This is a genomic window from Paracoccus sp. (in: a-proteobacteria) (genome assembly GCF_047973135.1).
Lineage (GTDB): Bacteria > Pseudomonadota > Alphaproteobacteria > Rhodobacterales > Rhodobacteraceae > Paracoccus.
The window spans coordinates 1-13,949 of the sequence record NZ_JBKEBL010000274.1; the positions used below are offsets into that span (position 1 = coordinate 1).

11 protein-coding genes and 1 pseudogene are annotated in these 13,949 nt (G+C 62.9%); 3 read left to right on the forward strand and 9 right to left on the reverse strand.

The annotated features are described in order from the left end of the window. Positions 1–41: 41 nt before the first annotated feature. The 3 genes and pseudogenes from purF to radA form a co-directional block, all read right to left on the reverse strand. A pseudogene (gene purF / locus ACK5L9_RS20115) lies at positions 42–1,421 on the reverse strand (amidophosphoribosyltransferase); the annotation flags it as partial. Between the two features lie 185 nt (positions 1,422–1,606). Continuing rightward, positions 1,607–2,173 (reverse strand): CvpA family protein, encoded by a 567-nt coding sequence (locus ACK5L9_RS20120; RefSeq protein ID WP_416913235.1) that lies wholly within the window; start codon positions 2,171–2,173, stop codon positions 1,607–1,609. A 40-nt stretch (positions 2,174–2,213) separates the two neighbouring features. Further along, positions 2,214–3,590 carry a DNA repair protein RadA gene (radA, locus tag ACK5L9_RS20125; protein WP_416913236.1) on the reverse strand — a complete coding sequence of 459 codons (1,377 nt, stop codon included), beginning with the start codon at positions 3,588–3,590 and terminating at the stop codon, positions 2,214–2,216. Positions 3,591–3,725: 135 nt separating this feature from the next. Between radA and ACK5L9_RS20130 the strand changes: the two genes are divergently transcribed. Both ACK5L9_RS20130 and ACK5L9_RS20135 read left to right on the forward strand, forming a co-directional pair. After that, entirely contained in the window at positions 3,726–5,027 is a 1,302-nt protein-coding gene (locus tag ACK5L9_RS20130) for a lipoprotein-releasing ABC transporter permease subunit (protein ID WP_416913237.1), read from the forward strand. Continuing rightward, positions 5,020–5,676, forward strand: a complete 657-nt coding sequence (locus tag ACK5L9_RS20135) for an ABC transporter ATP-binding protein (RefSeq protein ID WP_416913238.1) — start codon at positions 5,020–5,022, stop codon at positions 5,674–5,676. The genes ACK5L9_RS20130 and ACK5L9_RS20135 overlap by 8 nt, the downstream gene beginning before the upstream one ends. 55 nt (positions 5,677–5,731) lie before the next feature. On the opposite strand, the gene ACK5L9_RS20140 is transcribed toward ACK5L9_RS20135, so the two are convergent. The 6 genes from ACK5L9_RS20140 to tssH all read right to left on the reverse strand — a co-directional run bounded on the left by ACK5L9_RS20140 (position 5,732) and on the right by tssH (position 12,605). Beyond that, entirely contained in the window at positions 5,732–7,018 is a 1,287-nt protein-coding gene (locus tag ACK5L9_RS20140; RefSeq protein WP_416913239.1) for an O-acetylhomoserine aminocarboxypropyltransferase/cysteine synthase family protein, read from the reverse strand. A gap of 63 nt (positions 7,019–7,081) precedes the next feature. Then, a complete protein-coding gene (locus tag ACK5L9_RS20145) occupies positions 7,082–8,218 on the reverse strand; it encodes a low temperature requirement protein A (protein WP_416913240.1) in 1,137 nt (378 codons plus the stop codon). 254 nt (positions 8,219–8,472) lie between these two features. Beyond that, positions 8,473–8,979, reverse strand: a complete 507-nt coding sequence (locus ACK5L9_RS20150; RefSeq protein ID WP_416913241.1) for a T6SS effector amidase Tae4 family protein — start codon at positions 8,977–8,979, stop codon at positions 8,473–8,475. Beyond that, positions 8,976–9,371 carry a hypothetical protein gene (locus ACK5L9_RS20155; RefSeq protein WP_416913242.1) on the reverse strand — a complete coding sequence of 132 codons (396 nt, stop codon included), beginning with the start codon at positions 9,369–9,371 and terminating at the stop codon, positions 8,976–8,978. Before ACK5L9_RS20155 ends, ACK5L9_RS20150 begins: the two co-directional genes overlap by 4 nt. A gap of 98 nt (positions 9,372–9,469) precedes the next feature. Next, positions 9,470–9,946, reverse strand: coding sequence for an Hcp family type VI secretion system effector (locus ACK5L9_RS20160; RefSeq protein WP_416913243.1), 477 nt, complete (start codon positions 9,944–9,946; stop codon positions 9,470–9,472). 64 nt (positions 9,947–10,010) lie between these two features. Then, positions 10,011–12,605, reverse strand: coding sequence for a type VI secretion system ATPase TssH (gene tssH / locus ACK5L9_RS20165; RefSeq protein ID WP_416913244.1), 2,595 nt, complete (start codon positions 12,603–12,605; stop codon positions 10,011–10,013). 213 nt (positions 12,606–12,818) lie between these two features. On the opposite strand from tssH, the gene ACK5L9_RS20170 reads away from it, so the two are divergent. Next, positions 12,819–13,856, forward strand: a complete 1,038-nt coding sequence (locus tag ACK5L9_RS20170; RefSeq protein ID WP_416913265.1) for an ImpA family type VI secretion system protein — start codon at positions 12,819–12,821, stop codon at positions 13,854–13,856. The last annotated feature ends 93 nt before the right edge of the window (positions 13,857–13,949 follow it).

The following is a 13,949-nucleotide window of genomic DNA, read 5'->3' on the forward strand; positions in this document are numbered from 1 at the left end:
AAGGGCGCGACGGGATAATCCCCTGAAAAGCAGGCGTCTCAATATTGCGGACATTCGGCATTGCGTCCGCCAGCCTCGCCCACCGCGCGATACAGCCCGTCCAGCGACACAAAGGACAGCGAATCGACGCCGATCCAGTTGCGCATCTCTTCGGGCGACATCTGAGCTGCCAACAGCTTTTCGCGGTCGGGCGTGTCCACGCCATAGAAACAGGGCCAGGCTGTCGGTGGCGAGGCGATGCGGAAATGCACCTCTGCCGCGCCCGCATCCAGGATCATGTCCTTCATCTTGCGGCTGGTCGTGCCGCGCACCACGCTGTCATCGACCAGCACCACCCGCTTGCCCGCGATCAGCGCGCGGTTGACGTTCAGCTTGAGCCGTACGCCCATGTTGCGGATCTGTTCGGTCGGCTCGATGAAGGTACGACCGACATACTGGTTGCGGATGATCCCCATGCCATAGGGAAACCCGGATTCCTGCGCAAAACCGATGGCGGCGGGGGTGCCGCTGTCGGGCACCGGGCAGACCAGATCGGCCTCGACCGGGGCCTCGCGCGCAAGTTCCACGCCAATCTGCCGCCGGGTCTCATAGACTGATCGACCGCCGATAATCGAATCGGGGCGAGAGAAATAGACATGCTCGAAAATGCAGAACCGGCCCTTCGACGGCCCGAAGGGACGGCTGCTTTCGACCTTGTCCTTCGAAATCACGACCATTTCGCCAGGTTCGATCTCTCGCATGAATTCTGCGCCGATAATGTCCAGTGCACAGGTTTCCGAGGCCAGAACAAAGCCGTCATCCCCGACCTTGCCCAGTACCAGCGGCCGCACCCCCAGCGGGTCGCGTACGCCGATCAGCTTGGTCCGGGTCATGGCGATCACCGAAAACGCACCCTCGACCCGGCGCAGGGCGTCCTTCATCCGCTCGGGGATGTTGCGCTGGATCGAGCGCGCCATCAGGTGAATGATGCATTCGCTGTCGCTGCTGGACTGAAAGATGCTGCCGCGTTCGGTCAATTCGCGGCGCAGCGCGGCGGCATTGGTGATATTGCCGTTATGCGCAATGGCACAGCCGCCCATCGAAAATTCGCCGAAAAAGGGCTGCACGTCGCGAATCGCGGTATTGGCCTTGGTGCCTGCCGTAGAATAGCGCACATGCCCGATGGCCAAAGACCCCGGCAGCGTCGCCATCACATCGGCCTTGGTGAAATTGTCGCGGACATAACCAAAGCGATGCGCGCTGTTAAAGCCCTGCGCGGGGTCATGTGCGACGATTCCCCCGGCCTCTTGCCCGCGATGTTGCAGGGCATGCAGCCCCAATGCGACAAAGCTGGCCGCGTCGGCGACGCCGATGGCTCCGAATATTCCGCATTCCTCGTGCAGGCGGTCCGAATCGAACGGATGGGCCAGAAAGGGTTGCATTGGCTGTCCTGAGAGTGATGGCGGTCGCCCGCTTATTTAGTGCGGACCCGTCACAAAGTCACGCCCCCGCGTGCCACAGGGGCAAATTTTAGTCATACAAATGACGCATGCCCCCCTGTCCGCACGGCACCGGAACATCCCCGCCAGCGCGGCGGGGCCGACATTGCCCCTCTTGTCGCCAAGGCTCAGTTCGCGGCGGGAATCGGGCAGCTACGCACCATCTGTTCGTAACGGCGGACGACCCAGCCGGGCGCATCGTCGGGGATCTGCCGGTCCATCTGGCCGCGCAACTGTTCGAACACCTGGGCCGAACGGGAATTTTCCACCATGGCAAGCTGCTGGCTGGTCATCACCCGGTCATAGACGATGAAGGCAATGGCGACGATCAGGATACCGCGCGCCGCGCCGAACACAAAGCCCATGCCCTGATCGATGCCGCCAAGCGCCGAACGCTGCACAACCGAGGAAAACAGCGGCGTCAGGATCGAGAACACCACCAGCGCTCCGGCAAAGACCACGGCGAAGGCGGCAATGGTGGCCAGTTCGCAGCTATCGGACAGAAATTGCTCAAGCACGGGCAGTTGGGCGATCATCGGCCGCACGCTGGCCGCGAACAGAAAGGCCAGCACGGCCGCAGCGATCCAGCCCAGAATTGCCAGCGATTCGCGGAAAAACCCCCGCGACCAGGCAAGAATCGCCGAAAGGATGATGATCCCCGCCACCACCGCGTCGATTATCGTGAAGCCGTCCATGGTCTGCCCCTGCGCCGGATATCGTTGCATTTCAGGCGGTTCAGCCGGCGCCGAAGACATCGCCCACAAATCCTGTCAGGTCGGCGACACGCCTTGTGCTCGTACCGCCGCCCGACCCGCCTGTACCCTCGACCTTCTGGCCTTCGGGCAAAATCGCCTGTGAGAAACCAAGTTTCTGCGCCTCTTTCAACCTGTTTTCCGCCTGAGCGACCGGGCGCAGCGCGCCCGACAGGCTGATTTCGCCGAAAAGAACGGCTTCGGGCGGCAATGCGCTGTCCTCGCGGGCGGATAACAGCGCACCGGCGATTGCCAGATCGGCGGCGGGTTCGCTGACCCGCATGCCGCCCGCGACGTTCAGAAAGACGTCGAGGCCGGTGAAGGGGATGCCGCAACGCGCCTCAAGCACGGCAAGGATGGTGCTGACGCGGCCGGAATCCAGCCCCACCACGGTGCGGCGCGGGCTGGCCAGGGTCGATGGCGCGACCAGTGCCTGAATTTCGGTCAGCACCGGCCGCGTACCCTCGATCCCGGCAAAGACGGCGCTGCCCGGCACCGGCTGGCCGCGTTCGGACAGGAACAGCGCCGAAGGGTTGGCGACCTCGGCCAGCCCCGCGCCGGTCATCTCGAACACGCCGATCTCGTCTGCGGGGCCAAAGCGGTTCTTGACGCTGCGCAGGATACGGAACTGGTGGCCGCGCTCGCCCTCGAAATATAGGACGGTATCGACCATATGCTCGACCACGCGGGGGCCGGCGATCTGGCCGTCCTTGGTGACATGGCCGACAATGACGATGGCGACGCCGCGCCGCTTGGCAAAGGTCACAAGCTCGTGCGCGGCGGCGCGGACCTGCGCAACGCTGCCCGGCGCGGCCTCGACCGTGTCGGACCACAGGGTCTGGACCGAATCGATGATGGCAAGATCGGGGCGCTCATTGTCCAGCGTGGTCAGGATGTCGCGCAGATTGGTTTCCGCGCCAAGCCGGACCGGCGCATCGGCCAGCCCCAGCCGCTGCGCGCGCATGCGGACCTGCGCGCTGGCCTCTTCGCCGCTGATATAGATGGCGTTCAGCCCCCGGCGTGCAAAAGCCGCCGCGCCTTGCAGCAGCAGCGTGGACTTGCCGATCCCCGGATCGCCGCCGACCAGCACGGCCGAGCCGGGAACCAGCCCGCCGCCCAGAACACGGTCCAGTTCTGCCATGCCCGAGATGCTGCGCGGCGGGGGCGGCTCGTCCGTGGCAAGGCCCGACAGCGGCACGCTGCGCCCCTTGGCCGCCCCAAGCCCCCGGCCCGGTCCCTGACTTAACGGAGCCTCTTCGATGACGGTGTTCCATGCGCCGCAGGCATCGCAGCGGCCCGCCCATTTCTTGTGCGCGGCTCCGCAGGCGGTACAGGTGAATGCGGTAACGGGTTTGGCCATGCCGTATCTTGTGGCATCGGAATGTCCGCGCCGCAATATCTGTCTTGCGGCGCCGGGGCAGGGATCACGCCATTGTCGGCTTGATCTTTCCGGTCTGCGGGGTCAGGTTCGCCGCGAAATCCGCAAGGTCCGCCCATGTCCAGCCCCGCACCCTTTTCACGTTACGAATTCATGATCGCCTGGCGATACCTTCGCGCCCGCCGGGCCGAGGGCGGCGTCAGCGTGATGACCTGGATCAGCCTGATCGGTATCGCGCTTGGGGTGATGGCGCTGATCGCGACGCTGGCCGTCAGGGCCGGCTTCCGGGCCGAATTCGTGGACACGATCCTAGGGGCAAACGCCCATACCGCCGTGTCCATGGGACCGCAGCGGATCGAGAACAACCTGACCGGCGATGTCTATATCGTACCGGGCCGGATACAGGATTACGACGCGATGACCGCCCGGCTGGCCGCCGTGCCCGGCGTGACCCGCGCCGCGCCGGTCATTCGCGGGCAGGTGATGGCGACGGCGCATGACAATTCCAACGTGGCCGAGGTCTTTGGTGTCACGCTGGACGATCTGAAGGCCATGCCGCGGATCGTCGATCCCGCAAGCGCGGTGGGGAATGTCGGGGATTTCGGCAAGGGCATCGCCATCGGTTCAGGCATCGCGCGCGAGCTGAACCTTGGCATCGGCGACAAGATCCGGCTGATCGCGCCCGAGGGGGCAAAAACGCCCATCGGCACCACCCCGCGCGTTGCCGCCTATGAGGTCGCATATATCTTCAGCGCCGGGCGCTATGACATCGACCGCACGCGCATCTACATGCCGCTGGCCGAGGCGCAAAGCTATTTCAACCGCGAGGGCGTGGCGGATGAGATCGAGATCTTTGTGACCGACCCCGAAAAGGTCGATGACTGGGCGCTGCCGCTGTTGCAGACGGCGGGCGAGGGGGCCCTCGTCTGGAGCTGGCGCGACAGTTCCGGCAGCTTTCTGGCCGCGCTGGACATGGAGGATGACGTGATGTTTGTCATCCTGTCGGTGCTGGTGCTGATCGCGTCGATGAACATCACATCGGGGTTGATCATGCTGGTCAAGAACAAGGGCCGCGACATCGGCATCCTGCGCACGATGGGACTGACCGAAGGCGCGGTGCTGCGGGTGTTTTTCCTGTGCGGCGCCTTCACGGGGGTGATCGGCACGATTGCCGGGGTGATCCTGGGTGTCCTGCTGGCGCTGAACGTGGATAATATCATGGCGGCGCTGAATGCGCTGACCGGCGGCGGCGCATGGCAGCCCGAGGTGCGCGGCATCTATCGCCTGCCCGCCGAATTGCGGTTGTGGGATGTGTTCCGCGCGGTTGCGCTGTCGCTGACCCTGTCCTTCGTCGTCACCATCTTTCCCGCGCGCCGCGCCGCGCGCCTGAACCCGGTCGAGGCCCTGCGCTATGAGTGACGTTCTGCGGCTTGAGGGGATCACGCGGACCTATGCCAAGGACGGCCCGACCCCGGTCGAGGTGCTGCGCGGCATCGACCTGACCGTCGCGCGCGGCGAGGTGGTGGCGCTGGTCGCGCCATCGGGGGCGGGCAAATCGACGCTGCTGCATATCGCCGGGCTGCTGGATATGCCCGATGCGGGCCGCGTCGTGCTGAACGGGCGCGACATGACCGGCCTGCCCGACAAGGCGCGGACCGAGGCGCGGCGGGCCGAGCTGGGCTTTGTCTATCAGTTCCACCACCTGCTGCCGGAATTTACAGCCGCCGAAAACATCACCCTGCCGCAGTTTGCGAACGGGATTGCGGCCAGCGCAGCCTCGGAGCGCGCCGCCGATCTGTTGAACCGCGTCGGGCTGGCCCATCGCGCGGGCCACCGTCCGGCGGAACTGTCGGGGGGCGAACAGCAGCGGGTGGCTTTTTGCCGGGCGCTGGCCAACAGCCCCGCGCTGCTGCTGGCGGACGAACCTACGGGCAACCTCGACCCCGAAACCTCGGACCGGGTGTTCGATCTGCTGATGACGCTGGTCCGCGACACCGGCCTCAGCGCGCTGATCGCGACGCATAACCACGACCTGGCGGGGCGGATGGACCGGGTAATTCATATCTGACGCTGGGGCAGGGGGCAGGCAGGGCCGCAGGCCCCCTGCCTGCCCCGACGTGAAATCAGGCGGTCGCCTTGGCCAGCGCCTGATCCAGATCGGCGATCAGGTCGGCGGCGTTCTCGATTCCGATGGACAGGCGCACGACCTCGGGGCCGGCCCCTGCCGCGCGTTGCTGCGCCTCGGTCAGTTGCCGATGCGTGGTCGAAGCCGAATGGATCACCAGCGACCGCGCGTCGCCCAGATTGGCGACATTGCTGAACAGTTCCAGCGAATCGACCAGCTTGACCGCAGCTTCGTAGCCCCCCTTGATTTCAAAGGTGAACAGCGCCCCCGCGCCGCGTGGATAGAGGCGTTTCGCTGTGGCGTTCCAGGGCGACGAGGCCAGCCCGGCATAGGTCACGCTGGTGACGCGCGGATCCTGTTCCAGCCACTCGGCGACCTTTTGCGCATTCTCGACATGGCGGGGCATGCGCAGACCCAGGGTCTCGATCCCCATCAGCGTGTAATGCGCGCCCTGCGGGTTCATCGTCATACCCAGATCGCGCAGCCCGATGGCGATGCCGTGAAAGGTAAAGGCCAGCGCGCCAAAGGTCTCGTGGAATTTCAGGCCGTGATAGGCAGGTTCCGGGGCCGAAAGAGAGGGGAACTTGTCGCTGCCCGACCAGTCGAACGTGCCGCTGTCCACCACCGCGCCGCCGGTCACGGTGCCATTGCCGGTCATGTATTTGGTCAGGCTGTGCACGACCAGCGTGGCCCCCATCTGAATCGGGTTGCAGAGCCAGGGCGTCGCCAGCGTATTGTCCACAATCAGCGGCACCCCCGCCAGATTGGCGATTTCGGCAACGGCGGGAATGTCGGTGACATAGCCGCCGGGATTGCTGATCGATTCACAGAACACCGCTCGGGTATCGTCATCAATGGCCGCGCGCAGCGCTGCAAGATCGTCGAGATCGACGAATTTGCACGACCAGCCAAAGCGCCGGATCGTCTGGCTGAACTGGGTGACGGTGCCGCCATACAGCCGGGTCGAGGCGACGATGTTCCGGCCCGGCCCCATCAACGGAAACAGCGCCATGATCTGCGCGGCATGGCCCGAGGAACAGCAGACTGCGCCTGCGCCCCCTTCAAGCGCGGCGACCCGCGATTGCAGCGCCGCGATGGTCGGGTTGGTCAGCCGCGAATAGATATAGCCGACCTCTTGCAGGTTGAACAAACGCGCGGCGTGATCGGCATCGCGGAACTGATAGGCGGTGGTCTGATAGATCGGCACCTGACGCGCCCCGGTGGCCGGATCGGCCCCGGCCCCTGCGTGAATGGCCAGAGTATCGAAATCGTAATTCTGAGACATGGTCCCCTCCAACTGACTTGGGCGCAGCCTAGTCGCAGGCGCGTGCTTGCGGCAATGCCGTTTTCAGCACAGCCGCATCGGCACACGCCACAGCACGGCGATGACCGATATCAGCGCAAAGACATAGGTGGTCGCACCCGTCCACGCCGCCGCAAGCGCCACCAGCGCCATGACCGGCAGCGCCAGCCCGCGCCAGCCAAGGCTGAAATGCCGGTCACGGATCAGCGTCAGGGCGATCCAGAAGGTTGCCAGCGGCCCGCCAAGCCACCAGGCGACCGTAGCTGTGGTCGATCCATGCGCCGCGTGAGTGGCCAGATCGACCTCGGCCGCGACCCCGGCCCCCAGAACAGCCAGCGCGCCGAACACGAAGACATGGCCATAGCCCCACAGCAGCGCGACGGACAGATCGGTGCTGACCAGATGATCTTCTTCCGCGAAATAGATCCAGAAGGCGGCAAAGACGATCACAAGTGAGGCGACCGACGTGCCAAGCGCCGCAAATTCGGGATGTTCACCGAACAGCGCGCCAAAGCCAAGCGAAACGGCCAGAACGATTTCACCCAGTGAAATGATGGTCAGCAGGCCATAGCGTTCGATCATGTGGTGGCGGTGAAAGGGCGTCCCGCGCGAGGATTCCGCATAGACGGGCACCGCCAGTTCCAGTGCAAAGACCAGGATGCCCCAGACAAAGAAATTGTGTCCACCCTGCATGACGGCAATATACATCGCCACCCAGCAGGCCTGCGCCAGCGCGATTCCCAGGGCATAGCGCAAGGCAGTGGTGCGGTATTCGGCATTTCCCGCTGCCCGCAGCCACAGCAGGATCATCGCCAGCCGCATCACGATCCAGCCGACCAGACCCCAGCGGAAATCAAGCGTTTCAAGGATATAGCCGACGCCCCCGGCGAAAAGCAGCTCGCCCCCCATGATGACCATGACCAGCAGCCGATAGACCGGACCGTCATTGTCAAACGCGCTGGCGAACCAGGTGAAATTCATCCAAACCCACCAGATCGCGAAAAACACGAAGGCAAAGCGGGGAAAAACCTCATAGCCATGCCCCTCGCTGATGGCGTGGTGCAGGCTGCCGGTGATCGTCGCAATGGCAATGACGCTGACCAGATCGAAGAACAGTTCAAGCTGGGTCGCGGCGCGGTGGGATTGATCGGGATCGCGGGCTTTCAGAATCGGCAGGGACATCGAAACTCCTGTACGCATCTTGCACAAGCAATAGCGGCAGGTTCCGGAACAAGGCAATTGCAGAAAACTGCGGCACGCCAAACAACGTCGCGCGCCCTCGCATTCATGGCCTGCGATCAAGCCCGGCGGTCATTTCGTTGCTATCAATCGGGGATCACCGCCAAAGCCCGACGCAACGGGTGCGGCGAGTTGGCGGTGATCGGATCACTAATAATCCGTCTTATGGAACGAAAATGTCAGCGCAGAAATGCGCCTCAGGACACCAAGCCCCGCTGCAACGGCCAGAACCAGACGTCGTCGGCCTGATTATAGCACTGAGTCCCGCAGCTCAGGGCACCGGCGCTGCCATCGATCAGGTCGATATGGCCACCGCCCGAATAACCCGGAAGCCCGAAATATGCGATGACGCCTTGTCCCGAGCCGATCGCGTTGGAAACGTTCCGATCCTCAAGAACGCGCGGAGCGCCGAACCAGGACGGTTGGGCAAGTTTTTCGGCCAAAGTCCTCATGCGGACCTCGACCCGCTCGCCCTTGTACGCACCGGCAAGGATCTTGTGCGAACCCGAGCTAAGCGGATGTCCGGTCTTGATCAGCGCAAGGCACAGCCGGATGGCGCAGGTGTTCTGATAGCTTGGGTTGCTGATGAAGTCGTCCCAGCCGATTTCATGGAAAAGATCGGCTGTCGAGACATAGCCGGGAAGCGAGGGAGTGCCAGATGAAAAATTCGCGCGAAGCTGAGCGTAGGAAATCTGTACTGTCATTCGGAAACCTCTTGTTCTGGGCATGGTGCCAGGGCGCGAAGGGTATCTCCGACAGCAGTATCGGCCCCCTGTTCCCCGGCCGAACCGTTTAATGTTTCTATGTGATCATAAATACGCGCCACAACTTCGTGTGGCGCAATGCCAGGGTCACACCATATTTTGTCATGCGTTGCCTGCGTCGCAAGCGCGGCAACATAACCTTCGGCAAAGGCGACAGCGCGGTCGCCGGAATACAGGATTGCGCGATAGTTGACCTCGTCGCCCCGGATCGCATCTCGCAAGTCTGCGGCCGAAAAGCCGGACCCGCCCGGCGACACGGGCTCTGCCATCGCGCCAAGGACGGTAAGCAAAGCAAAAGCGGCACCGACACCCGCCACCGAAAACGCGTGCATCGTCAATATCTCCCGACCGCATCGCGGTCTTGTTGTTGCCCTGAAGGGCTCAGAGGGGGCGCGGTCGAACCGCGCCCCATCCAGATGCGAATGCCCGATCAGGCAGCCTTTGTGGTCGTCAGATCGTAGGACGCGATCATCGGCGACTTCGGCTTGTGCTGCTCGTCGTGCGGGATGTACTTCACTTCCATTTTGGTGAAGTTCAGGTGGATGGTTTCCACCGGACGATCACCCGAGGTATCGACCGAGTAGTTCGAAACCAGCGTGTTGGTCAGCTTGTACTCGACATACACATCACCGGGGTTGCCGGTCGTGACCAGATGAATGATCGTGGTCTTGCCGGTGCGGCCGGTGCAGGCTTCGGCGAACAGCTTGGTCGAAGAGCTGTCGGTTACTTTGGTCAGGATCACTTCGCTGACCGTCGGTTCCGAGGCTTCGCGGTTCGCGGTCGAACCCGCCTGGGTGTTCATGTTACGCGCAACGTTCCAGTGCAGCGTTTCAATGTCCATCCAGTTCTTGTGCGTCTCGTGCGTCGCGTCACCGGGAATGCCATCAAGTTGCAAATAAATCGGCATCGTTTACTCCAAAGCTTTGATAGGAAGGGTTAGTGTGGGCTTGGGCAATGTATTGGACACTCCCCTAACCCGCTTGACGCCGTCTTGGTCCGACCGCCGAAACGGTGAACCCGGACTGAGGATCGACGTCTATTTCGACACTGCGTGGCATGGCACCGCGCAGGACCGAATCCAGGAAAAAGTCTGCAAGCCGCGGCAACAGGTTGCGCGACAGCATCGCCTCGATAGCGCGGGCACCGGCATCACCGGTTTCCGCCGCATCCGTCAATGTGGTACGGGCAGCTTCGCTGACCTCGAACCGCGTGTCATAGCTGGCAGCCAGCCGGTCGGCGATCTTGCCAAGCTGAATATCGACAATCCCGTTCAGAATTTCGCGCGTCAGCGGCAGGAATGGCAGGACCGAGACGCGGCCAAGAAAGGCGGGCTTGAACTGGCCCAGCAATTCGGGCTTCAGCGCGGCAGTCAGCGCATCGCCTTCGGGCATCGTGTCGGGGTCTTCGGACAGGGTCGCCAGCGTTTCGGTTCCGGTATTCGCGGTCATCAGGATGACCGTGTTGCGGAAATCCACGTCCCTGCCCTCGCCGTCGCGCAGCGTTCCCTTGTCGAACACCTGATAAAAGATGTCCTGAACGCCGGGATGGGCCTTGTCCATCTCGTCCAGCAGCAGGACACCATAGGGACGCCGCCGCACCGCCTCGGTCAGAACGCCGCCCTCGCCGTAACCGACATAGCCGGGGGGCGAACCCATCAGCAACGAGACCTTATGTTCTTCCTTGAACTCGGACATGTTGATGACGGTCAGCCCCGAAGGTCCGCCGAACAGTTCGTCGGCCAGCGCCAGCGCCGTTTCGGTCTTGCCGACGCCCGAGGTGCCGACCATCAGGAACACGCCTTGCGGGCGGCGCGGATCCTGCAGGTTGGCACGGGCTACACGCATCGCATCGGACAGCCCGTCCAGTGCGCGGTCCTGTCCCAGAACCCGCGCCTTCAGCCGTCCGCCAAGGGTCGAAACAGCCTTGATCTGATCGCGCATCAGCCGGGCCACCGGAACCCCGGTCCAACGGGCCACGACCTCGGCCACGGCACCGGCATCGACGACGCGATGCACCAGAGGCGCCTCGCCCGCCAGCTTGGCCAGTTTCTGTTCCGCCGTCGCCAGCCGCTTGAGGCGGTCGGCATCTTCCTCGGCCTCGATGGCATCGGCTTCATCGGCAAGCTTGCGCTGCTCGGTCAGGCGCTGACGCGCGGCCTCGGCCTGAGATTCGGCCTGCGCCAGTTCCGCCTTCAGCCGCCGCAGCCGGTCGCGCGTGTCGGCTGCCGCCGGCTCCAGCCCAAGCGCCTCGATTTCGTGGCGCAGAAATTCGGCCTCGCGCTGCGGTTCGGCCAGAGCGTCGGGGTCGGTTTCGCGGCTCATTGCGACGGCAGAAGCTGCCGTGTCGATGAGGCTGACCGCCTTGTCAGGCAGTTGCCGTTCGGGAATATAGCGTGCCGACAATTCCACCGCTGCGCGCAGGGCGCTGTCGCGGATGGGAATGCCGTGATGGGCCTGAAAGCGCGGCGCAAGCGCGCGCATCATCCGTATGCCGGTTTCGATGTCGGGCTCATCGACCTTGACGGTCTGGAAACGGCGGGTCAGTGCCGGATCCTTTTCGAAATATTTCTTGTATTCGGCCCAGGTCGTCGCCGCGATGGTCCGCAGCTCTCCTCTGGCTAGGGCGGGCTTGAGGATATTTGCGGCATCGCCCTGCCCGCCTCCACCGCCCGCGCCGACAAGCGTATGCGCCTCGTCGATGAACAGGATGATCGGGCGCGGCGAGGCCTTGACCTGATCGACCACGCCTTTCAGACGCCGCTCGAACTCGCCCTTCACCCCTGCCCCGGCCTGCAACAGGCTGAGGTCAAGCACATGCAGCGACACATCATGCAGACGCGCGGGTACGCGACCTTCGATGATGGCCATCGCAAAAGCCTCGACAATGGCGGTCTTGCCCACGCCCGCCTCGCCCACAAGGATGGGGTTGTTCTGGCGGCGGCGCATCAGGATGTCGATCATCTGACGCAATTCATTGTCACGACCAACCACCGAGTCGACCTCGCCGGCGCGCGCACGGGCAGTCAGATCGGTCGAAAACTGTGCCAGAAAATCCTCTCCCGAGGCCGATTGCAGGGGCGCGGACCCCGCCTCGCCCGCCGCTTCGGGAACGGCGGCGGCAATTTCCTCCAGCTTCGACAGGTTGATCCGCAGCAGCGACGGCGCGGCGGACCGCAACGCGGCGCGCAGATCGGTCTCGCTGCACAATGTCAGCAACAGCACGGGCAACAGCACGCGGTTATGTGAAAAGCGCAACGACGCTGCCGCCCATGCTTCACGGGCCAGCGTCACCACCGGCTGCGCCAGCGACGGCGCGCCCTGAGAGTCTCGCGTCATTTGCGACAGGTAAACGTCGGTTTCCGACACGACGGTCGCAGGTGCTACGCCCGCCTGTTCCAGCAGACCGACAGCGGATTGTTCGCGCGCAAGAACATTAAGCAGATGAGCAATCTCGACGGTCGGATGGTTGTTCCTGACCGCCAGTGCCGCTGCCCGCTCCAATGCCACCGAAAGCGGTGCATCAAGTCGGCGAAGCAATTGATGTAAATCTATAATAGCCAAAACCAAACCGTATAAATTTCACTTGCATACCCGTGGCTGGCGCTGGTTATTTATCTGTGCGGCGCCTGCCGTGCCTCGTGAACGTCAAAGAGCAAAATCTTGCGCAGGTTTCAATTAACTGTTTTCGATTGGCCCCTCGCAAAGGCAAGATCCGGATCAGCGCAATAATGAAACGAACCGAACTTATTAGTATTAATTTTGTTGGAAATGTCTGAATCCATGCAACAAACATCGCAAGTTGACCTAGATGCCGAAAGTATAGGCCTTCGGCAACCAATAAGCGAAAATCCGCCTATTGGAGGGGATCCACGTACCGAGCCGACGCAAAGTAAACTCTATCAGAGGTTGAGAGATGCCCGAAATGACGCCCGGCGCGACGAACGTCAGCAAGACGCTTCGGGGGCCGCTGAAGACAGCGTTTCGCTTAGCCCACACTGGAAAATAGTGCGTGATTTGTCTATTCAATTGCTGACCGAATCAGCAAAGGACATTGAAGTGATGTCGTGGCTGGTCGAGGCCGAAACCCGGTTGAACGGACATGCCGGGCTGGCCCGCGCATTGTGCCTGATCCGTGACATCGTGGCCGAGTTCGGCACCGATCTGCACCCCCGCCCGGAAGAGCCGGACGACGATCCCTATGCGGTTCTGGCGGGGCTGAACGGCATCGGTCGCGAGGGGGCCCTGGTCCAGCCATTGCGCCTTATTCCCCTGATTCCGGGTGATTCATGGGGTGAAAATTCGCTGTGGACCGCCGACGATCCGAAACGTGGTCCGGGCTTCCACACGGCGGTGTCAGAGGCGGGTCGCGACGCCATGATAAGGATAGCCGCAGATGTCGGTTCGGCACGCCGGGAACTGGATGCGCTGGACGCCCTGCTCAGCGACCGGCTGGGCAGCGGCGCACCGCCGACCGCCACCTTGCGCGCCGTTCTTGAGGATACGGACCGGACGATTCGCCGTGCCGCCAATCTGGGTGATTCGCCGCCCGAAGAGGTTGTCGAAACGGTCGAACAAGAGGTCGTCACCTCCTCTGACGGGCAGATTCGTAACCGAGAGGATGCGTTTTCTCAGCTTTTGCGGATTTCCGCCTATTTCCGCCATGCCGAGCCTCATTCACCGATTGGCTACGCGCTGGAAACCCTTGTCCACAGGGGAAGAATGGACTTTGTGACACTGCTACAGGAATTGATTCCCGACGACGCGGCGCGTGATTCGCTGATGACAAATGCCGGAATCCGGCGTCCAAAAAGCGAATAGGACAATATTTGGACTAATAAGTTCAGTATTCATCGTTGAGTGTCGGGCGCTACGGTGGCAAACCGTAGGAAAGCCGATACTGATTAAGTGTGT